General features: G+C 35.7%; 20 protein-coding genes. 12 read left to right on the top strand and 8 right to left on the bottom strand.

The window, feature by feature from the left end; genetic code table 11:
- The first annotated feature begins 133 nt into the window (after positions 1-133).
- Genes ACUL40_RS27990 through ACUL40_RS28010 form a run of 5 tightly spaced genes read left to right on the top strand, consistent with a single transcriptional unit; the run spans position 134 to position 10,289 of the window.
- Positions 134-2,734, top strand: coding sequence for a phage tail tape measure protein (locus ACUL40_RS27990; protein ID WP_445423090.1), 2,601 nt, complete (start codon positions 134-136; stop codon positions 2,732-2,734).
- 12 nt (positions 2,735-2,746) lie between these two features.
- Positions 2,747-4,228 carry a distal tail protein Dit gene (locus ACUL40_RS27995; protein ID WP_445423091.1) on the top strand — a complete coding sequence of 494 codons (1,482 nt, stop codon included), beginning with the start codon at positions 2,747-2,749 and terminating at the stop codon, positions 4,226-4,228.
- A complete protein-coding gene (locus ACUL40_RS28000; RefSeq protein ID WP_445423092.1) occupies positions 4,225-9,108 on the top strand; it encodes a phage tail spike protein in 4,884 nt (1,627 codons plus the stop codon). The genes ACUL40_RS27995 and ACUL40_RS28000 overlap by 4 nt, the downstream gene beginning before the upstream one ends.
- 39 nt (positions 9,109-9,147) lie before the next feature.
- The gene (locus tag ACUL40_RS28005) at positions 9,148-9,573 is read left to right on the top strand and encodes a phage holin family protein (protein WP_098685921.1); all 426 of its coding nucleotides are present in this window, start codon (positions 9,148-9,150) and stop codon (positions 9,571-9,573) included.
- Positions 9,573-10,289: a peptidoglycan recognition protein family protein gene (locus tag ACUL40_RS28010; protein ID WP_445423093.1), complete on the top strand. Its 717-nt coding sequence runs from the start codon at positions 9,573-9,575 to the stop codon at positions 10,287-10,289. The genes ACUL40_RS28005 and ACUL40_RS28010 overlap by 1 nt, the downstream gene beginning before the upstream one ends.
- A 147-nt stretch (positions 10,290-10,436) precedes the next feature.
- Here ACUL40_RS28010 and ACUL40_RS28015 read toward each other — a convergent pair whose 3' ends face one another.
- The 4 genes from ACUL40_RS28015 to ACUL40_RS28030 form a co-directional block, all read right to left on the bottom strand.
- On the bottom strand, positions 10,437-10,934 hold the full coding sequence (locus tag ACUL40_RS28015) for a protein phosphatase 2C (protein WP_445423094.1): 498 nt from the start codon (positions 10,932-10,934) through the stop codon (positions 10,437-10,439).
- Between the two features lie 209 nt (positions 10,935-11,143).
- Positions 11,144-11,485 carry a YolD-like family protein gene (locus tag ACUL40_RS28020; RefSeq protein ID WP_445423095.1) on the bottom strand — a complete coding sequence of 114 codons (342 nt, stop codon included), beginning with the start codon at positions 11,483-11,485 and terminating at the stop codon, positions 11,144-11,146.
- Complete coding sequence (locus tag ACUL40_RS28025) at positions 11,482-12,747, bottom strand: Y-family DNA polymerase (protein WP_445423096.1); 1,266 nt, start codon at positions 12,745-12,747, stop codon at positions 11,482-11,484. Before ACUL40_RS28025 ends, ACUL40_RS28020 begins: the two co-directional genes overlap by 4 nt.
- 112 nt (positions 12,748-12,859) lie before the next feature.
- Positions 12,860-13,081, bottom strand: coding sequence for a helix-turn-helix domain-containing protein (locus ACUL40_RS28030; RefSeq protein ID WP_309508961.1), 222 nt, complete (start codon positions 13,079-13,081; stop codon positions 12,860-12,862).
- A 299-nt stretch (positions 13,082-13,380) separates the two neighbouring features.
- Between ACUL40_RS28030 and ACUL40_RS28035 the strand changes: the two genes are divergently transcribed.
- Genes ACUL40_RS28035 through ACUL40_RS28050 form a run of 4 tightly spaced genes read left to right on the top strand, consistent with a single transcriptional unit; the run spans position 13,381 to position 15,622 of the window.
- Positions 13,381-13,506 (top strand): hypothetical protein, encoded by a 126-nt coding sequence (locus tag ACUL40_RS28035; RefSeq protein WP_256627422.1) that lies wholly within the window; start codon positions 13,381-13,383, stop codon positions 13,504-13,506.
- A 19-nt stretch (positions 13,507-13,525) separates the two neighbouring features.
- Positions 13,526-13,846 (top strand): hypothetical protein, encoded by a 321-nt coding sequence (locus ACUL40_RS28040; RefSeq protein WP_445423097.1) that lies wholly within the window; start codon positions 13,526-13,528, stop codon positions 13,844-13,846.
- 11 nt (positions 13,847-13,857) lie between these two features.
- Positions 13,858-15,024, top strand: a complete 1,167-nt coding sequence (locus ACUL40_RS28045) for an FtsK/SpoIIIE domain-containing protein (protein WP_445423098.1) — start codon at positions 13,858-13,860, stop codon at positions 15,022-15,024.
- Complete coding sequence (locus ACUL40_RS28050; RefSeq protein ID WP_445423099.1) at positions 15,014-15,622, top strand: replication-relaxation family protein; 609 nt, start codon at positions 15,014-15,016, stop codon at positions 15,620-15,622. The genes ACUL40_RS28045 and ACUL40_RS28050 overlap by 11 nt, the downstream gene beginning before the upstream one ends.
- A gap of 236 nt (positions 15,623-15,858) precedes the next feature.
- On the opposite strand, the gene ACUL40_RS28055 is transcribed toward ACUL40_RS28050, so the two are convergent.
- Positions 15,859-16,746 (bottom strand): hypothetical protein, encoded by an 888-nt coding sequence (locus ACUL40_RS28055; RefSeq protein WP_445423100.1) that lies wholly within the window; start codon positions 16,744-16,746, stop codon positions 15,859-15,861.
- Positions 16,747-16,900: 154 nt separating this feature from the next.
- Between ACUL40_RS28055 and ACUL40_RS28060 the strand changes: the two genes are divergently transcribed.
- Entirely contained in the window at positions 16,901-17,491 is a 591-nt protein-coding gene (locus tag ACUL40_RS28060) for a DUF3967 domain-containing protein (RefSeq protein WP_445423101.1), read from the top strand.
- 103 nt (positions 17,492-17,594) lie between these two features.
- Here ACUL40_RS28060 and ACUL40_RS28065 read toward each other — a convergent pair whose 3' ends face one another.
- Positions 17,595-17,930, bottom strand: coding sequence for a hypothetical protein (locus tag ACUL40_RS28065; RefSeq protein WP_079004476.1), 336 nt, complete (start codon positions 17,928-17,930; stop codon positions 17,595-17,597).
- 298 nt (positions 17,931-18,228) lie between these two features.
- Here ACUL40_RS28065 and ACUL40_RS28070 point away from each other — a divergent pair, with 298 nt between their 5' ends.
- Positions 18,229-18,729, top strand: a complete 501-nt coding sequence (locus ACUL40_RS28070; protein WP_163061995.1) for a GNAT family N-acetyltransferase — start codon at positions 18,229-18,231, stop codon at positions 18,727-18,729.
- 139 nt (positions 18,730-18,868) lie between these two features.
- Positions 18,869-19,171 carry an antibiotic biosynthesis monooxygenase family protein gene (locus ACUL40_RS28075; protein WP_098830257.1) on the top strand — a complete coding sequence of 101 codons (303 nt, stop codon included), beginning with the start codon at positions 18,869-18,871 and terminating at the stop codon, positions 19,169-19,171.
- A 135-nt stretch (positions 19,172-19,306) separates the two neighbouring features.
- On the opposite strand, the gene ACUL40_RS28080 is transcribed toward ACUL40_RS28075, so the two are convergent.
- On the bottom strand, positions 19,307-19,657 hold the full coding sequence (locus ACUL40_RS28080) for a hypothetical protein (protein ID WP_121868681.1): 351 nt from the start codon (positions 19,655-19,657) through the stop codon (positions 19,307-19,309).
- Positions 19,658-19,856: 199 nt separating this feature from the next.
- Positions 19,857-20,231, bottom strand: coding sequence for a hypothetical protein (locus ACUL40_RS28085; RefSeq protein ID WP_025687872.1), 375 nt, complete (start codon positions 20,229-20,231; stop codon positions 19,857-19,859).

The following is a 20,231-nucleotide window of genomic DNA, read 5'->3' on the forward strand; positions in this document are numbered from 1 at the left end:
TAAACGTATGAATCCAACGAGTGAACAAGTTAAAAAGTATAACAATTTAATGGAGCAACCACAGAAAAAGAAATTCACAAAAGAAGAAGTGTTTGCTCGAGTTGCGAAAATCCGCGGAAAGGCGGGTGAATAAATGGAATTATTTCGTATGTTCGGTTCAATATTCTTACGTGATGATGAATTACGAAGGGGATTGAACCAAGCAGAACAGCAAGGTCAACGTACGACTGGCGTTTTAAATAGAGGATTTAACCGAATGGGACAAGCAGCTGGAGTTATGGGGGCTGCTGTTGGTTCTTCTGCTTTAGCTATTGGCGGTATGGCGGGAATAGCGGTAGGAGCTGGTGCTGCTTTAGCGGGGGTTGTATCGGCTGGGGCAGGTTTTGAAAAGACAATGTCGGCTGTACAAGCTGTAACAGGCGCATCTGGTCAGGACATGAAAAAAATGTCTGAACTAGCTAAGAAGATGGGTTCGGAAACGAAATTCAGTGCATCTCAAGCGGCAGAAGGCATGCAATACCTTGGTATGGCTGGTTTTAAAACGAATGAAATCATGGAAGCAATGCCGGGTATGCTGTCATTAGCTGCAGCTGGTCAATTAGATTTAGGATTAGCTGCTGATATTACATCAAATATCATGTCGGGATTTGGATTAAAAGCCGATCAAGCGACTCATTCTGCTGATGTGTTAGCAAAAGCTGCTTCTAGTTCTAATACAAATGTAGAACAAATGGGGGAAGCAATGAAGTATGCTGCTGGCTCAGCATCAACTGTTGGTTTTACGATGGAAGAAACATCCGCCGCTATGATGGCAATGGCGAATGCTGGATTACAAGGTTCTGTTGCGGGGCAAGCATGGGGGACATCGTTAAACCGATTAGCAAAGCCGACAAAAGAAATGAAGAAAGTTATGGGTGAATTGAATTTAGAATTCTTTGATTCACAAGGGAAAATTAAACCATTGCCACAACTTGTTAGTGAGTTAGAACAGAAAACAGCTGGCATGACAAATCAACAAAAAGCGGCGACATTATCAACATTATTTGGTGCAGAAGCATTTAAAAACTGGGCTGCATTAATGAAAGTTGGCGGGGAAGAGTTAGGGAGGATGACAGATGGACTTGTTCTTGCCGATGGTGCCGCTAAGAAAATGGCAGATACAATGTCAAACAACCTTTCTGGTAAATGGGATGAATTTAAATCTAAATTAGAAGGTTTAGGTATTACTATATTCACCATTATTGCCCCTGCCTTATATGCGATTCTTCAAGGTGCTATAGATGCTGTAAACGGTATAGATATGTTCATTCAATCTATCATTCCTTTAGATTCTTATATTGAAAATGTAGAAAGAATATCTGAAGCATTAAAAGCTATGTGGCAAGCGGCAGCCGGAGACAGGAATGCCATGGTGGAAGGTTACGATATTCTTACTAAATTAGGTTTCTCTGCTAATGCGATTCAAACAATACAGAGTATCACTGAAGCTGTAAGATTTGGTATAGAAACCATAAAAGGTCTTGTTGCTGGTGATTGGGGTTCGGCTTATAATCTTCTAGAAAAATTAGGATTCTCACCTAAGAAAATAGCTGATATACAAATGTTTGTTCAAGATGTTCAGTTACAAATTAGTAATTTCATAGCGAATATACAATCTTTAATTTCCGCAGCAGCTCCTGTAATTATGGGAATAATCGGAGCTACTTGGGACTTTATTAAAGGTGTATTCAATACAATCGCTCCTTATTTAATGCCTTTACTGACAGACGTAATGTCGTTTGTAAACGGGATTATATCTCAAATCACTTCGTTTTGGAAAGAAAACGGAGATCAAATTGTTCAAGCTGTAAAAAATGCATTCGATATTATAAAGGGTATTATTGAATTTGTAATGCCTGTTGTTCTATTCATTATTGAAGATGTCTGGGGAAACATAAAAGGTGTTATTAACGGCGCTCTTGATATCATTTTAGGGACAATTAAATTATTTTCTTCCTTACTAACTGGTGATTGGACTGGTGTATGGGAAGCCATTAAACAGATTTTATCAGGAGCCTGGGAATTCATTTGGAATTTCATTCAAATATGGGGAGTTGGAAAGGTACTTGGCATCATCGGCAAAATAGGCAGCAAAATGAAAGGATTGTTTGGAGAAGCTTGGGAAGGTGTAAAGAAAGTATTTTCTGACATGTTCGAGGGTATTTTTAAAAGTTCAGGAGACACCCTTACAGTGATAAAAGAAGTGTTCGGAAAAGTGAAAGATGCAATCGCAACCCCATTTAAAAATGCTTGGGAAGGCGTTATGGAATGGATTGATAAAATTAAAAAAGGTGTTTCAAATATGTTCAGTGGCGTTCACATTCCTGTTCCGAAGATTAGTGTAAATGGATCATTAAACCCAGTAAATTGGGCGAGTGAAGGTCTACCATCTTTCGATATTAAATGGGCTGCGAACGGAGCTTTAATTAAGCCCGGTAATCCTACATTAATTGGTGTGGGTGACGCAAGAGGATACGATGAAACGGTTTTACCTTTACGTAAGCAAACGTTTGACGCGATTGCGAATGGAATTATGGGTTCATTACCATTAAATCAACAGCAAGGGGCCAAATATGTATCACAAGGTCCAACTGTTTTACAAATTAATTTAAACGGAAGAGAAATAGCCAAGGAAATTTACTCAGATGTCAATGAATTTCAAGAACGCGAGAAAGAAAGACTCAAAGTATTTTAGGTAGGTGATGATATGGCGGGAATTAGCTTCTTTAGTTTTAACGGGAAAAGGAATCCAAATGTAATTCCACTGCAGGGTAAAAAGCGCCCTGCATGGGCTCCTTTGGATCATATGTTTCTTGAAGTCTCGCATTATCCAGGAGGTAGGTTACTACGCACACAAACTAAAATGAGAAAGATTTTAGTTCCTATTGCATTATTATATGATTCAGCTGAAGAAGCTGAAAAACTAAAAGAAGAAATAGCAGATTGGCTCGTTACGGATCAACCGTGCGAGCTTATTTTTGATGATGAAAAAGATCGTACGTTTTTAGCTGTCGTAGATGAAACTTTAGATTTAGATCAGTTAGTTGATCTAGGTGAAGGTACTTTAACTTTCATTTGTCCAATGCCATATAAGTTAGGAAAAGAGCAAACGGTTGACTTTAAAAAAGATGTTAGTGGGTTAGTTGCGAGTGTTCAAAATAAAGGAACGGTTCATTCTAATCCTATCATTGAGATTGATATTACAAAACCAAATACTTTTCTAGACGTATGGTTTGGCGAGACATCTTTAAATGATCGGGATTATTTTCGTATCGGAATGCCGTTAAAAACTGTGGAAACACCTGTAGAAAGAAATCAAAGGCTTATATGGGATGAAATGGCTACCACTGTAGGGTGGAGTAAGGTCAGCTCGATGGAAGATGGTGAACCAGTAGGTGAAATGAAATCAGATAAATACCAATTCTATTGTTCTGATTTTGGTACTGCGGGTAAAGGGTGGCACGGCGCAGCCGTTAAAAAGAGTATCCCTGGCGGTCCAGTACAAGACTTTATTATGCAAGCCTACGTTACATGTAAGAGTAAAAAAATCAATGAAATGGGACGAGTTGAGATAGCGATACTGGATGAAAATAGCAAGGTACTTTCAAAAATTGCTATGAACGATCTCTTTTGGCAAGCGGAACAAAATTTCGGGACAATGGTAATTGGATATGACAGTAAGCCAGGGAAAATAGGTTTAATTTATGAGAGTGGCGATTATCCGAATACATGGAATCAGTATTTTGGTCGATTGTGGATAGCTAGGACAGGAAATGTATGGGAAGCGTATATTTCAAGATTCCTTCCAGGTACAGAAAAAGATGATTCAGAACGATTTGCACGTTGGACGGATGAAAAAAACTATCATATGGAAAAAGCAGCACAAATTCAGATTAGCATCATGCAGTTTCAAGACGTTCCACCAGTAGAAGCGATGTCAGTTAGTGATTTGAAGTTTTGGAAAGTGAATTTAAATACGAAAAATACACCGCCTTATATAGTAGATGTAGGTGATAAAGTCGTGATCGACACAGAAAATAGTCATGTAACAATTGAAGGAAAGAATGCGATTAACATTAAGGACATTTTCAGTAATTTCCCTGTTATCAATAGAGGCACTAATAAACTTGAGATTATGCCTTCTGATATCGGAACAGCAAGGGTCAAGTACAGGGAGCGATTCAGATGAGAACACCAAGCGGAATACTTCATGTTGTTGATTTCAAAACAGATCAGATTATATCAGCTATTCAACCAAAAGACTACTGGGCTGATAACCGTCATTGGGAAATAAAAAATAACATTGATATGTTAGAATTCAAAACTTTTGACGGCACTCTACATGCAGTTACTTTACAGCAGCAGAACTTAGTTTTAAAGGAAGTGCGTGATGGTCGCATTGTTCCATATGTTATCAATAATGAAGTAGAAAAAGACTCTGATGATAGATTGCTCACTGTACATGCTTCTGGTGCCTGGGTTCAAATAGCCAAAGATGGGATTATTAAACCTCAACGTATAGAGAGCGAAACAGTTAATACGTTTATTGATATCGCTCTTGCCGATTCAAAATGGAAACGTGGAATAACGGATTATTCTTCATTCCACACGATGACGATTGATGAATTCATCGATCCCCTCACTTTTTTAAAGAAAATCGCGGCTTTGTTTGAGTTAGAAATCCAATATCGAGTTGAAGTATCCGGTTCTCAAATTACTGGATGGTACGTCGATATGATAAAGAAACGAGGGAGAGAAACAGGGAAGGAATTAACCCTGGGAAAAGACTTAGTAGGTGTTAGACGCATTGAACATTCTAGGGATATTTGCACTGCCTTAGTCGGATTTGTACGGGATGAAGGTGAAAAACTTATCACAATTGAGAGCATCAATAACGGACTTCTTTATATAACAGATAGTGATGCCTTTCAACGTTGGAACGCGCATGGTAAACATAAATTTGGTTTCTACACTCCAGAAACAGAAGACCAAAATATGACACCACAACGATTACTGACTTTGATGAAGACGGAATTAAAGAAGCGTGTCAATTCTTCAGTTTCTTATGAAGTAGAAGCACAATCGATTGGACGTATTTTCGGACTAGCACATGAACTAATTAATGAGGGCGATACGATTCGAATCAAAGATACAGGATTCACACCTAAGTTATACCTTGAAGCACGTGTAATTGCTGGTGATGAATCTTTTACGGACCCTACACAAGATAAATATTTGTTTGGTGATTATCGCGAAATTACTGATCCAAACGAAGAACTACGAAAAATTTACAATCGAATCTTGGGGTCATTAGGTAATAAACAAGAGCTGATAGATCAGTTAGATAAATTAGTGAAAGATGCAAACGAAACAGCTAGTAATGCTAAAAAAGAATCCGAAGCAGCGAAAACATTGGCTGAAAAAGTAAAAGAAAATCTTAAAAATAACACGGTAGATATCATTGAAGCTAAGAATCCACCGACAACAGGACTGAAACCTTATAAAACACTTTGGCGTGATATTAGCAATGGAAAGCCTGGTATTTTAAAAATATGGACAGGCGCAACTTGGGAATCGGTTGTACCGGATGTTGAATCAGTTAAGAGAGAAACACTTGATCAGGTGAATAAAGATATTGAGTCCTCCAAAACGGAGTTAAATCAAAAGGTTCAAAGTGTGGAAGGTAAAGCGCAAGAAATAGCTGGACAAATAGTGGATGTTCAAAAGCAGGTTAATGGCAAAGTGGATCAAACCTGGATTGATAATCAACTGAAAGATAAGGCTGATAAATCTGGTGTTTATACGAAAGATGAAATTAAAGATGGTTTCATAGGTAAACAAATTTATGAAACTGATAAACAAGGGAACGTACAGAAATTCAAGGATATTAATACATCTATGGATCAAACGAATGAAGCTCTTAGACAGAAAGCAGAGAAGGCAGAGCTAACGAAAACAAACGACGGTTTAACTAAACTACAAAACAAAACAAATGAAATTGAAACAACAGCAAATGGCACAAAACAAAAGTTAAGCGAACTAGAAGCCACTGTTAAAAATACAGAAATCAGTGTACGTAACCTAGTTCCAAACAGCGCAATCAAACAAACATCAAGTGATTACGGTTTCGGATTCAGAATCACAACTATTGATCTAGTTGCAGGTGAAACATATATCTTAATGGGAAATGGTCGAGTAGACCAACAAGCACTAGATGATGGGAAATGCCTAGTTATTTACATTTATGAACCTACTTGGAAGTATGTTAGTAAAAACTTTACGATAAAAACATTAACTGATTCCACAGGCTACACATTGTTCACCCCTACGTGGACTGGGAAATATACGGTTGCAAGTTATTTATCCCCTACTGGTGGAAACCGTTTAGGTAAAGTTACAACAAATTGGGTCGCTTTATACAAAGGTAACGTTCCGATGGGGTGGTCGCCTGCTCCCGAAGACCAAGTTACAACAACTGATTTTACTAAAAAGACAGTAGAAATTGAGACGACTATTAAAGGGATTAATACCTCTGTTTCTAACATACAAAGCGAACAAGGAAAGCTTACGGAACGTGTAACAAAATCCGAGCAAACCGCAGATGGATTTAAAACTTCTATTGAATTATTAACGAAAAAAGATAATGAGATCAGCAATAAATTAAATACAGTCGAACAAACTGTAGAAGGTACAAAGAAGACTATTTCTGATGTGCAGCAAACAACAAACGACTTGAAGAAAACAACAACTGAAATTAAAGAACAAGCAGGAAAGATTAGTGAAAAATTAACAAGTGTAGAAAAGAACTTCAATGAGCAAGAAATAGGAGTACGTAATTTAATATCAGATACGAAATATTGGGAAACGACGCAAATATCTTCAAATTCAGCTTATGGAGTATTTAAGAATAATCTAAATTCAATCTTTGGTGAATTGGTAGATGAAACCGTTACTTTTAGTTTCGACATAAAAGTAACAACAACGGATAAGACAGCGGGTCGCGTTCAATTTTATGGCGAAAACGGTTCACCTAAATATACATTTGTTAGACAAATATTCACAGGTATTACGGAAGAATTCCAACGGGTTACGTACACTACAAAAGTTACAGAACAGACTAATAACGCAGGACAAGCTAGACTGGAATTTTGGGGTATAGATGCTAAAACAACAAAAATCATTATTCAAAATTTCAAACTTGAAAAAGGGAATAAAGCTACTGGATGGACACCAGCACCTGAAGACCAAGTATCAACCGATGAATTCACGAAGAAAACAACAGATATTGAAAAAAGTGTAGATGGTGTTAAAACGACTGTAACAAATGTCCAAAATAGCCAAGCCGGATTCGAAAAGCGTATGACTTCAGTAGAACAAACAGCAAGTGGACTATCCACCACAGTCAGTAATTTGAACAATGTAGTATCAGATCAAGGGAAAAAGCTTACTAATGCAAATTCAAAACTTGAACAACAGGCAACAGCAATCGGTGCAAAAGTTGAGCTTAAACAAGTAGAAGAGTATGTTGCAGGGTTTAAGATTCCAGAGTTGAAGCAAACAGTTAATCAGAATAGACAAGATTTATTAGATAAATTGGCTAACAAACTTGCAACTGATCAATTTAATCAAAAAATGACTTTGATTGATAACCGCTTTACTATCAATGAACAGGGTATCAATGCTTCGGCCAAAAAGACAGAGGTATATACAAAAGAGCAAGCAAATGGACAATTTGCCACCTCATCTTATGTAAGAGATATGGAAACCCGTCTTCAGTTAACGGAAAAAGGCGTTAGTATATCTGTAAAAGAAAACGATGTAATTGCAGCATTCAATATGAGTAAAGAAAACATTACTTTGAATGCGAATAGAATTAACTTAAAAGGTTTTATTACAGCAAGCCATATTAAAGGGCAAGTTTTAGAAGGAGTAACGCTTAAAACGAGTGGAAACAGATTTGTTGAAATAAATAAGCAAGACATGAAGATTTACGATGTAGATACGCCACGTGGTTATATAGGATTTATGGAAACAAATAATGGAAGTATTCAACCTGCATTAGTCCTTGGTTCTGATAATAGAAAATACGCTGGTACAGGGTCATTTTATATTTATCAAGTCATGCCGCGAATTAATGGAGTCGATCAACCCTCTAAAGCGTATGCAACATTTGGAGTTTCTAAAGGAGAAAATGCAGAAGGTACTAATATATGGTCATCATATATAAATATGCAGAATGATGGTGGACATCTGTATGCATATGCAGACGGAAGATTTTATTTTGATAATTTGAATGACATTGTTTTTAACTCAGTGGGATGGGCTCCAGGATACGGAAAGTTTATAGTGACAAGCACAGAACCGCATTTTTTTACAAATAATAGAGGTGAGTTCTATTTCAAAAGAAAAAATGCGCTTGGGGTTAGATCTATCTACTTTGTAGCTGGTGAAAATGATGATGATTTAAATTTAGCAGATATAAAGATAAGAGCAAGTTATGTGGCTGGTTATGATAAAGGACTACAAATAATGAATGGTATTGGTGGTCAATGGCGAGATATAGAATTAAGAACGCTACGAGCGAATGAAAATGTAAATGCCAATGGTCAAATGTGGGCGAAAGCATTTAATCCTACGTCAGCTAGAAATATGAAAGAGAATATAAAAGATATTCCTTTCTCGGCTCTTGATAAAATCATGAGTTTGGCTATAAAACAGTACAATTTCAGAGACGACATGTATGATTTGTATCAAATGCGTGTGAACAAACCGGAAGAAAAAACAGAACCATATACAACAAAAGAAATTGAAACGTATTTCGGTATGATTGCAGACGATACTGACGGTATATTTACAGATAAAGAGAAACGGGCCATTAATTTATATAATACTGTTTCGATCTTTATTGCAGCTTTCCAACAGCAGTATCATCAATTTAACGAAGAGTTAACTACTGTTAAAAGTGAGAATAAACAACTAAAAGAGCAGGTTACAACAATAACAAACGATGTGTCTACATTAACAGAATTAGTACAAAAATTAATAAACGGGAAACCAGAGCAGCCATAAGCTGGTCTTTTTTATTATCTAAAAAAAGGAGAGGAAAAGATGGATCGTATTGATGTATTATTAAAAACCTTTATTGCCACTTTCGGTGGTTTCTGTGGGTATTTCTTGGGAGGATGGGATGCAACATTGAAAGTTCTAGTAATCATGGCAGCTATCGACTATATCACAGGAGTAGTCGCAGCAGGATATAACGGAGAGCTAAAAAGTAAAGTTGGTTTCAAAGGCATCGCCAAAAAGGTGGTGCTTTTTCTTTTGGTCGGAGCAGCCGCACAACTAGATTCAGCACTTGGAAGTAACAGTGCAATTCGAGAAGCAACAATTTTCTTCTTCATGGGTAATGAATTACTTTCACTTTTAGAAAATGCTGGTCGAATGGGTATTCCGTTGCCACAAGCTTTAACAAATGCAGTTGAAGTTTTAGGTGGTAAACAAAAACAAGAAGAGGAAAAGGGAGATGTTCAATAATGGAAATCAGAAAAAAATTAGTTGATCCAAGTAAATATGGTACAAAGTGTCCGTATACAATGAATCCAGAATTTATCACAGTCCACAATACTTACAACGATGCTACAGCAGAAAATGAAGTATCTTATATGATTCGCAATGATAACCAAGTATCATTTCATATTGCAGTAGATGATAAAGAAGCAGTACAAGGAATCCCTTTAGAGCGTAACGCCTGGCATGCTGGCGACGGTAACGGGAATGGTAATCGTAAGTCTATTGGAGTTGAAATTTGCTACTCTTTAAGCGGTGGAGATAGATACTATAAAGCGGAAGACAATGCCGCTATCGTTGTAGCTCAACTCATGAAACAGTACAATATTCCAATTAGTAAAGTTCGCACACACCAATCATGGAGTGGAAAGTATTGTCCTCATCGTATGTTAGCAGAAGGACGTTGGAATAGCTTTATTGAAAGAGTACAAAATGCATATAACGGTGGAGGGAATAATATGAAATGGACAATGAAATCAGGCGGATTAGGAGTTAGTTTAGCTCAAGAAATTATGAATAAACTCGCTGAGTTCAAAGTAAAGGGTAACTTAGTTTATGAAGCAGATGGTATTTTCTATCTGCAATGTGAACCTGTTGACGACCGTAATAAATTAGGTGCTATCACATGGTATTTCAAAGATTATAAAGGTTGGTATTGCGAAGTTTATCAAGTGCAAGCTTAATATAATCAAAGAATAGTTTGATTAACATAAATAAGAGCCGCCCGGTTGGGCGGCTCTTATTTTTTTCGGTTCATCAAGTTTAAACACAGCATTCTTTTTTATCTATATATCTATGTATACTGGCTTAGAGACGTAGTCGATATACGATTAGTTCCACTTACCCTTATCAGTGTATTTGTATAGCATAGTAATAACTTCGGCTCTGGTTGCAAAGTCGTTTCCACGGCTACCGTCATAAATACCTTTATCTGTTCCCCATGCAATTGCATTAGTGAAACCGCCTTTAGGAGACCATGCAGGGCTATTGTAACGCTTTTGATAGAGCATGCCTACCATTTCATTACGAGTGATCCGATCATCTCCACGTGATCCGTCAGAAATACCTCGATTCATTACAAACTGGCGAGCTTCTTCGTAAGTGTGGTACCGTTTTTTAGAATAATTAGCAATCATAATCCAAACGTCTTTTCGATACGCCGGACTGTCTCTCATATCAAATTTAACGACATAGTTGCTAATAGCCCACCTCATTTGAGGATCCGCCCAATGTGCAGATGCTTCTTTTGGTGCGACTGTTGCGAAACCTGCGGATAACGTAACAGCTGCAGCAGCAACGACTACAATTTTTTTGAGTTTTTTTAACATCTTTTCCATTCCTTCCCTATGTGTTTGTTGCGTATTTTATATTATTATATTGTAATTATAAAGTAAATAGATATAATGGAATTTACAGTATTCTTTTAGTAATAATTTGTGAAGTTAACAAGAAAATGGAATTATATATGATGTTATTTCTCAAAAAAAGAATAGTTTGATTAACAAAAACAAAAGCCATACTATCAGGCGGCCTTTTTTCATTTTGTATCAATAATATCAATAAATTTTAACGTCATATTATTATAAAATGCATCCGTACAAATTATAGATTTATTCAACGGATCAATATCTATGACGGTCATATAACTAGTAAGTAAAAATCCATCTTCATAATATGTAATTAATATTTCTTCTTCAGAAAGCAGCGAACATAATAGCATATTCTCAATAAGTTCTTGTTCATCCTGAGTTAATGTAGGGCGTTCTACTTTTGTCTTGTCTTTAATAATCTCACGGATACCTGCGAATTGTTCTGGCATCGCCGCGAATGGAGTCCATTTAACCATTCCTCTTCCTTTTGGCATATTAGCGTTGTTCATGCTTTATGTCCCCCTAATAATGTGTTTCTGTATCTTGCTGTTGCACTATTTGTATACGAAATTCCTCTTAATATGCTGTTCTTACCAAATTTAGTGCGTATTTCATCCATTACTTTAGTTAGTTTCATTTCTTTTTCTCGTTGTATTACATTATCGAATAGTGAGATTTGTTCTTCGCCTTCATTGATTAAGTTAGTTAAAGAAACATTTATGGATCTAATGGGCTCTCCAGTGTAAAATTCATGTAAAAAATATGTACAAATCTTATATATATCCATTGTTAAATTGGTTGGTCGGTTCATAGTGTGAGTTTTTCTGAAACCACCAGCGTAATTTTTGCTGTAACCAATGGAGAAATGAATAGTTTGAGCTAGTTTGTTTTGCCTTCGCATTCGATAACAAACTTCTTCTATATGTTCCAGTAGAATAATCGGGAATTCTTCTATGGTGTAATCACGCATAAGTATTTGGCTCTTACCAATAGAAGTTGTTGTTGGAACGTATTTTTCTGATATACGGCTAAAATCTATGCCGTTACTATGTAAGTGTAATTCTTCGCCAATGACCCCGAAGCTTTGCTTTAAGTATTTGAGTGGGTATTGTGCTAAGTCTCCGATTGAATGAATTCCTTTTCGGTTTAACTTCGCTTCTGTTTTACCAGAAATCCCCCAAAACTTACTAAGTGGTCGTATTGGCCATAATTTTATGGGTACATCTTCGTATTTCCAGTATGCTATGCAATCTTTCGTTTTCTTTGCTTCCACATCTAAAGCCACTTTGCTCATTAAAGGATTAGGACCAATTCCTATCGTGCATTCGATTCGTGTCTTTGCATAAATTTCACGTTTGAATTTTAACGCGAAGTCGTATGGGTCGTTAGCAAACAAATGGATACTATCCGTAATATCCATAAAAAACTCATCGATGGAATATTGGTGAAAATCCTCAATAGGCACGTATTGTAGAGCCAACTTAGTGATGAAATTAGAGCATTTTATGTAAGTGCTCATAATTGGGTTTACCACAAGGATATCTTTGCGACGTGGTATTTCGTATAATCTTGCCATTTTCTTAACACCCAACGCTTTTAATGGTGGAGTTGCAGCCAAAACAATTGAACCACTCCTATTCACATCACCGACTACAGCTAATTTAGTATGAAGTGGGTCTAATCCCATCTTGATGCAACTGACTGAAGCATAGAAGCTACGAAGATCTACACATAAAACAATTCGGTTTGGTAATATTGAATATTCATACACCGTTATTCCCCCTAAATAACAGAACGTTAGTTCTTATTATATACGAATGTATGTTCTTTTATGAAGAGGTTTTTTCAAAAAAATAAAATAGCCTTACTAATTTTAGTGAAGGCTACATCCAAAAATCATGTTTATCTATTTTCTTCCCTAACATCTCCATACCTTTAACGATTTGAATTATTGTGGAAAATTTCGGTCTATACTTTTTTTCATTACACAACTTAGAAATTGTGGCTGTACTTAATTTTGATGTTCTTTCTAATTCAATTTGGGCTATTCCATTCTTATCAAGATAGCGGCCAAATTTTGTACGTTTTTTTCCCAGTCCAAACACCTTTATCACCTCATCCACAACTTGCCCAATTTCTTACTTTTTTAAACTAAGGCAAAAAAATAAGAAATTGTCCAAGCTGTGCCCCATATGCTTTATCAAGGTCGCTACCAAAGTAACTATCAAACCTATTATCAAAGCAGCTACCAAAGTAACTAGCTTAACCGCTATCAAGGCAACTAGTATTTGTACTATCAAAGTAACTATCAAGTTAGCTATCAAGGTAACGATATCAAGGTATCGGGGCGATAAACCTATGTATCATCAGGATTTTAAATTCTGTTTATAAAGGGGAGAATGTAATGAACATCAAGATGTCATCAAAAGAAACTTGTGGGTATTGTAACTGTCTTTTATCCGATTGGTTGTTTTGGAGACTGAACGGAAAGAAGTATTGTTCAGAGTCTTGTGCAGAATGTGATAAATAATAAAAAAGGCGGTGGCTTTATGTTTACAAGAAAACAAGTAATCCCTTTTCGTTCATTTATGGATGGTTCATACAAAAACAAAGTACCAAAAATAAGAAAATATAATTCTGTTAGTCCATTAGCATTTCTCCATATGTCAGACCAAATGATAAATACTTACCTTGCACTTGGAATCATGGGAACGGTTTTAATTGGGGCAGTGGTACTGGAAAAATATCTAGTGAAAAATGACCATGTATCCGCAGCAAAACTTGTAAGTGAAGGAATTTATCATGGAACACGAATTGGCGGAGTTTGTCTAATTGGTTATGTATTTATTAGGCTCGTAATTATGTTTTGAGGGGTGAACATATGGGGATCGTTAAGGAATGGATGCATAAACAAAGTTTGAAGCATCAACTTATAGAGGTATTTGGAAAAGCGGGTTTATATGTGGATCATCAAACAAGAGGAGGGAAGGTGCCAATTTATCCAAAGATACATTCCATTTCTTCCACGCAAGAAAATGTTCGATATGTATTTACCATTCCGAATGGTTTGGATCCGAAGACTATTGAAAAGAAATGGTTTTGCTTTCAACAAATATTAGGTCGTAATGTAGCAATTGAAGGTGATATTAAAAAGTTTGTACTTAATGTATTTCATTCGGATGCCGGATTACAAACATACAAATACAGTTATAAGCAATGGCAGTCATTATTGAAAAAGTATCGTCTTCCTGTTGTGGTAGGACGGGACCAATTTGGAAATATGATTGTGTATGACATGATTGATTCTAATACACCGCATTTACTTATAGCAGGAGAAACAGGAAGCGGTAAAAGTAGTATGGTACGTGTTGTTCTAGCTACACTCATTCAATACATGTCCCCAGAAAATTTACATTTGTACCTGGGTGACTTAAAAAACTCTGAGTTTCATTTCTTAAGAAGAGTAAAACACGTAAAAGAGGTTTGCATGGAAGAAATTGAAATGAAGATTATGCTGCAGAAAGTGTGGAAGGAAATACGCGAACGTAGAAAACTGATGGAAGAGTATGAAGTGGATCATATTGATGAATATAACAAATTAAACCCTGATTATCGGAAACCGTATATCTTACTCGCTATCGATGAGGTGGCCATGTTGCAAGACGAAAAGGAATGTATGACTAACATTGAAAAAATATCTGCAGTCGGTAGGGCGTTAGGTGTTTTTCTCATGCTTAGTATGCAACGTCCTGATGCAAAAGTATTAGACGGTAAGTTAAAACTCAATATGACAGTCAGGATGGGCTTTAAATGTGATAGTACGATTAACAGCAATATTATGGGTACACCTGGTGCAGAACACTTGGAGCAATCGGGCCAAATGATTTTAAAATTAAATGGATTAAAGAAAGTGCAAGCTCCTTATTTAGAATTAAGTAAAGCTAAACAAATTGTTGAACCGTATCGTATCCCAAAAGAAAATATGAAGCTTCAAAATCCTCCACAAGATGAGATTAAGTTGTTTGGGGTGTTAGATTATGAAGAATAGAGACAAAGCGATACTGAGCGATTTGAACCGTTTTAGGTGTATGTCTCGTGACGATATTATAGATTTGCATTTTCATGGACTTAAAAACGCAGTTACTTGCTGTAATACGGTGATGAAACGATTAAGAAGAGATGGCCATGTCGATGCAAATATCTCACAGCAGCCATTTATATATTTCCCTCAACCTAGTACACTCCGTAAAACTAGCCAAAAGATTCCCCATTTTCTCGGCATCGTAGACGTATACAAACAACTGATTCATTATGAAAAACCAAAACTATTTAAAGTGGAACCAAAATACGGTAAAGAATTTATGGAACCAGATGCATTTACAATATGGCGTAGATCTCCATTCTTCATTGAAGTCCAGAATTCAGTTTACAGTAAAAAGATTATGCAGGATAAAATCAACAGGTATGAATTATACTTCCACAGTCAAGAATGGCACAATGAATCGTGGCAACCGAAAGGAACTAAATACTTTCCATTGATCCTCATTATTACTGATAAGCATTACGATATTAAATCTTCTAACTTACGAATCTTTCAAGCATCTTCAATTAGCAATTTCATGGATAGTCTTGCTGTAAAAGCATAATAAGGAGAGCTTTATTAGTAGGAATTGCATCCGTTGTAGCGTTATGCGGTGGTCTATTTATTATGGTTGATAGCCAGGAACGGGGATTCTCTCTTATTTCAAAAGCAGGGATTGGGTATATTGTAGTACAAATGATTCCGTTGTTTATGAGGCTGCTTGTTGAGATTGCTAAGGCTATTTAAGAAAGGTCATTCAATATTTTATTAAAGTAAAAAGCCTTGAATAAACAAGGTTTTTTACTTTAGATTTTGATCTAACATTATTCTTTTATAAGTACCACTTTCCATAAAACCCTCTGGATCATTTTTTATTTTCTCTATAATTTTTTCTTTTTGATTTGGCGAAAGTTCTTGTTTGTATTGCTTTTGTAATTTCTGAGCTTGTAATATCTCCCACGCTATCGGACTATCTAAAATTTGAGGTATTTTAATTTTACCAGATTCATTTTTTACAAAAGTATTGCGCCATTTTTCTTTTGGATGTTTTTGTATGATGGTTACTATAAGTATACCTAATAAATTAGAAGCAACATATATGACATTTTTTGCATCATGAACCCTTATAACAGTAGAACCGAATACAGAACCGTGCATTAAGGTGTGAGGGTTATCGAAACCGCTTTTTGACTCAACCTCATCAAAAAAGAATATATGATTCTCTATACCATTTAAGTTTAAACGTTTATTTAATAAATATAAGCGCATTATTTCTTCAGCATTATGTAAGGTTTTAAACATATCCTCAGTTAGTTTTTTCTCTGGATTCTGTTCTTTTTTAAACTTTTCTAGATCTAAATATAAAATTCTCCAACTAACTGATGTAATAAATCGGTTTAACCAATCACTTTCATAATGTAAAGCTGAATTAAATCCTTCTTTTTTAAAAGGAATAAGAACTTTGTTAGAAAATTGTGTTTCATTATAACTAAATCGTCCTTCACACTCTTGGCACAGCAAATATTCTTTCTTTCCATCTTGTAATGCTTTATTAGGTTCGGATGCAGTCCGTAATATACCAGTAAATGAATCTTTCTTAAGGTTTCGGAAAACAAATTTAGGAATAATATGACTAAGTTTTAACTCCGCTTCATTCTTACATAAAGCACATTCGCCGGTTTTTACCATGAAATTCTTCCTTTCCTTTTTGATAAATGATTGTTCTTAATTTTCTTTCTATCTTAATTATATCATAGTAAGGAATATGCCTATTATTTGAGTGCGTTTCGCAGGAATTAATAAAACGCTATGGAATACTCTCACTAGGAGGTGTTGTGACGCTATGACGGACGAAATTGTTTATTCTGCTAGTGAAGTGTACAAACGACTAGGAATAAGTGATAGCACCCTTAGAAAGTACATGGAAGTATTGCAACGAGAAGGATTCGCTGTAAAGAAAGATAATCGTGGCAGACGCCAGTACACAGACAGCGACATTATGGTCATTGAGAAATTAATTGAACTGAGTAAGCATGACGGTATGACGCTAGAGAAGGCAGCGAAGATGATTGCGCAGCAAATAGAAAAAGTTAATCCGGATCTGATTCAAGACGAGGCTGAGGAAACGGACTTAGTGCCATTCCACATTAAAAAGCAACTACAGGAACAGTACAGCGTTATGGCGCAAGAAATGAATCAGAGTATGTTAGCGATGGAGAAGCGATTAAGTGACCAGGCGAAGCAAAGTAATGAGGAAATCAAAGCGAGTGTAGAAGCACATAATGAACGAGTGGAAAAACGATTGGAAGCGCGGGATGAGACGCTTATGAAGACACTACGTGAGATGCAGGAAACGAAGAGAATGATGCAGGAGTTTCGGGATGAGGTTGCTGCTGCGAAAGAGAAGAAAAAGCCTTGGTGGCGGTTCTGGTAATGAAAAATCTCTAAGTAAGTAGAAAAGTAAGAAAGGCATGCTTTTCTACTTACTAATGATTCCTAAGGTCCTCCTGCTACGTTACCAGTAGCTTGTCAGAGTTTTAGCGAATATATATATGTAATTCAACTAAAGAAAATAGAATAAAAAAGCCACCAGCAAATGTTAAAAATATTAAGGAAAAAATTAAATTTGGAATTAATAATATCTTTATGCATTTCTCTTTACGTAAGGACCTAATTGAAAAAGTAACGCCGATAGTTAGTGGAGTGATAAACGCAAAAAATATATAAGTAAGATCACGAATAGTATCTTCTGTGGAAAATCTTCCAGGGACGGGGTAAATAAGTTCATACATATAAGCATTATAAATATATAAAGCTATGCAAAATATAATATTTGCTCCAATTGCGATACATGAATTTTTTAACACTTTCATCTGTCTACTCCTTTAAGTAAGTCATTCCTGATATTACAACAAATAAGAAAATTTTACATCTTAATATTATGTCGAATACTAATAAAAAAAAGAGTTCCTTCGAGATACATGTAATTTGGAATTATGGGTTTTATTGTAGTTCTATTATCAAATTTTGGTATAAAAAAAGCCGTGGTGGAAGTTCTGGTGAGAACAAGGAGGTTCCCTTGTGAGAGTAGGGTTCCTCTTTGTCTTTGCTATCGATAATGATGCGCTTTGTTAAACCCACTTTAAATAAAACATTAGGAGGAATGTACTTATGTCTAATGAAGTTTTGCCTTTCACAGTAAGACTAGCCGCTCCAGAAGATTTTTGGGATATATCAAATTTAAACAAGCAAGTTCAACAGTTACATATAGAGGGAAGACCAGATATTTACTCTGATACTTCAGCTTCTTTGGATCACAATGCATACGAAGAGTGGCTTAATGATATAAACATAGAGATATTTGTAGTAGAGGACAATAATAAAGAGATTCTTGCTTACATAATTTTAGATATTAAAGAACCATCCGAAAATCCAAAGTTAGTTGAGCGAAAAGTACTCTTTATCCGCAATATTGGTGTAAGCGAAATATGTCAAGGAACAGGAATAGGAAAAATATTAGTACAAAAAGTATTTGAGTATGCTAAAGAAATACAAGCAACAAGTGTAGAATTAAATGTTTTAGAATTTAACAAGAAGGCTATACAATTCTATGAAAAACTGGGATTTAAAACACAGAGTCGGCAAATGGAATTTGTGTTACCTGATGCTTAAAACTATTTCCTATATCGATAATCGTGAAAATGAGCTAGTGGAGAAACGATTGGAATTTCGGGATGAGGTTATGGCTGGGAAAGAGAAGAAAAAGCCGTGGTGGCGTTTCTGGTGAGGACAAGAAGAGGAGGACTTCAAAATGATTTTAGAAGCAGTCATGTTGCAAATAAAAGACGGTATGGAGACAGAGTATGAATCAGTATTTAAGCAAGCATCCTCAATCATCTCTTCCATGCAAGGATACATAAATCATGAATTACAACGCTGTATGGAGCAGAAAGGAAAATATTTGCTCATTGTGCGATGGGAAACTTTAGAAGACCACACAATAGGATTTCGTCAATCTGAACAATATCAAGAGTGGAAAGCATTATTGCATCACTTTTATGATCCATTTCCAACAGTTGAACACTTTGAGCGTGTGGAGTTATCACAAAACTGAACTTGACCGTCTATTAATACTTGAAAAGTAACTTCCAATAACGAAAAGTATGTAAATAAGCTAATGGTGGCTCTGGTAAGAGGTGGCATAAAAAAGAAGTATCCTTAGTGAGAAATAGGGATACTTCTTTTTTCTTTATTTATTTTCTAACGTCTCGTAAAGGCGTTTGTACATATCTTTATATGCTTTAGAATGTCGGTTTACTAGTTGAGTATCTACGTAACTTTCAACAAGCATATCAATGACATTGTTAATTGATGTTTTATCCATACCTTCTTGTTCCTGTATAAATGGTTTAAGAGTATTTAGCTTTAGCAAAACAGCAGGTGAAAGTTTTGCTGTTTTAGATGGGACTAAACGTTGATCTGGTTTCTCTGGTATCTGTATTTCCTTTTCCGTGTTAGTTTGATCGTTTTGAATAGTTAAATCTGAACTTTCCGTAATAGGTGTCACAGTTACTACAAAAGATTTACTTTTATTGTCCAAAGGTACCACTCCCAGTTAGTTTTTCTATCTTAAACGGTTAAAACTATCTAGCATTTGTATAGGTAACAATAATGTTATTATCGGCTGTTTTCCCAGTGTATTCAAGTAAGTTGAAGAAGATTGAATAAGTATAGATATATTAAAAAAAGTGGAAATATAGAAATATCCCTATTTCTAAATAGGGATATTTCTATATTTTTTAAATCTCTGTTAACAGCTTGAATTTCCTTTTCTGTTCAGGTGTTAGCTCATTTTCTACATAACGATCTATAAGCAAATCGATGATTTCATAAGCGAATTTTGTGTTTGTAAGTTTCATTAGTACTTCTAGCTCTTCTTTTGATTGATTAGAAATTTTAATGCTGCCTTGCTGATTTTTAAATTTCTTTTTGGATTCAGTTTTTTCGTTTCTTTTTTCTTTTCGAGTTACTTGTTTTTCTTCAGTCTTAGGTTGAGAAGGAGTAGCTGGAACCTCATTATTTTCCACTACAGCTTGTCCTTGCTCTGGTACATAAGGCTCAGTAGGTTCAAAGTTACTTTTCTTTCTACCTAGTAAACCAGGAGTTCTCGCCAT

This window comes from Bacillus sp. KNSH39, assembly GCF_052656585.1.

Excerpts from the sequence above, each read along its gene's own strand:
- ACUL40_RS28055 (WP_445423100.1), bottom strand. The coding sequence starts at position 16,746 with ATGGTAAAAACCGGCGAATGTGCTTTATGTAAGAATGAAGCGGAGTTA.
- ACUL40_RS28010 (WP_445423093.1), top strand. The coding sequence starts at position 9,573 with ATGGAAATCAGAAAAAAATTAGTTGATCCAAGTAAATATGGTACAAAG.
- ACUL40_RS28085 (WP_025687872.1), bottom strand. The coding sequence starts at position 20,231 with ATGGCGAGAACTCCTGGTTTACTAGGTAGAAAGAAAAGTAACTTTGAA.
- ACUL40_RS28065 (WP_079004476.1), bottom strand. The coding sequence starts at position 17,930 with ATGAAAGTGTTAAAAAATTCATGTATCGCAATTGGAGCAAATATTATA.
- ACUL40_RS28050 (WP_445423099.1), top strand. The coding sequence starts at position 15,014 with ATGAAGAATAGAGACAAAGCGATACTGAGCGATTTGAACCGTTTTAGG.
- ACUL40_RS28060 (WP_445423101.1), top strand. The coding sequence starts at position 16,901 with ATGACGGACGAAATTGTTTATTCTGCTAGTGAAGTGTACAAACGACTA.
- ACUL40_RS28035 (WP_256627422.1), top strand. The coding sequence starts at position 13,381 with ATGAACATCAAGATGTCATCAAAAGAAACTTGTGGGTATTGTAACTGT.
- ACUL40_RS28040 (WP_445423097.1), top strand. The coding sequence starts at position 13,526 with ATGTTTACAAGAAAACAAGTAATCCCTTTTCGTTCATTTATGGATGGT.
- ACUL40_RS28045 (WP_445423098.1), top strand. The coding sequence starts at position 13,858 with ATGGGGATCGTTAAGGAATGGATGCATAAACAAAGTTTGAAGCATCAA.
- ACUL40_RS28000 (WP_445423092.1), top strand. The coding sequence starts at position 4,225 with ATGAGAACACCAAGCGGAATACTTCATGTTGTTGATTTCAAAACAGAT.
- ACUL40_RS28015 (WP_445423094.1), bottom strand. The coding sequence starts at position 10,934 with ATGTTAAAAAAACTCAAAAAAATTGTAGTCGTTGCTGCTGCAGCTGTT.
- ACUL40_RS28075 (WP_098830257.1), top strand. The coding sequence starts at position 18,869 with ATGATTTTAGAAGCAGTCATGTTGCAAATAAAAGACGGTATGGAGACA.
- ACUL40_RS27995 (WP_445423091.1), top strand. The coding sequence starts at position 2,747 with ATGGCGGGAATTAGCTTCTTTAGTTTTAACGGGAAAAGGAATCCAAAT.
- ACUL40_RS27990 (WP_445423090.1), top strand. The coding sequence starts at position 134 with ATGGAATTATTTCGTATGTTCGGTTCAATATTCTTACGTGATGATGAA.
- ACUL40_RS28020 (WP_445423095.1), bottom strand. The coding sequence starts at position 11,485 with ATGAACAACGCTAATATGCCAAAAGGAAGAGGAATGGTTAAATGGACT.
- ACUL40_RS28070 (WP_163061995.1), top strand. The coding sequence starts at position 18,229 with ATGTCTAATGAAGTTTTGCCTTTCACAGTAAGACTAGCCGCTCCAGAA.
- ACUL40_RS28005 (WP_098685921.1), top strand. The coding sequence starts at position 9,148 with ATGGATCGTATTGATGTATTATTAAAAACCTTTATTGCCACTTTCGGT.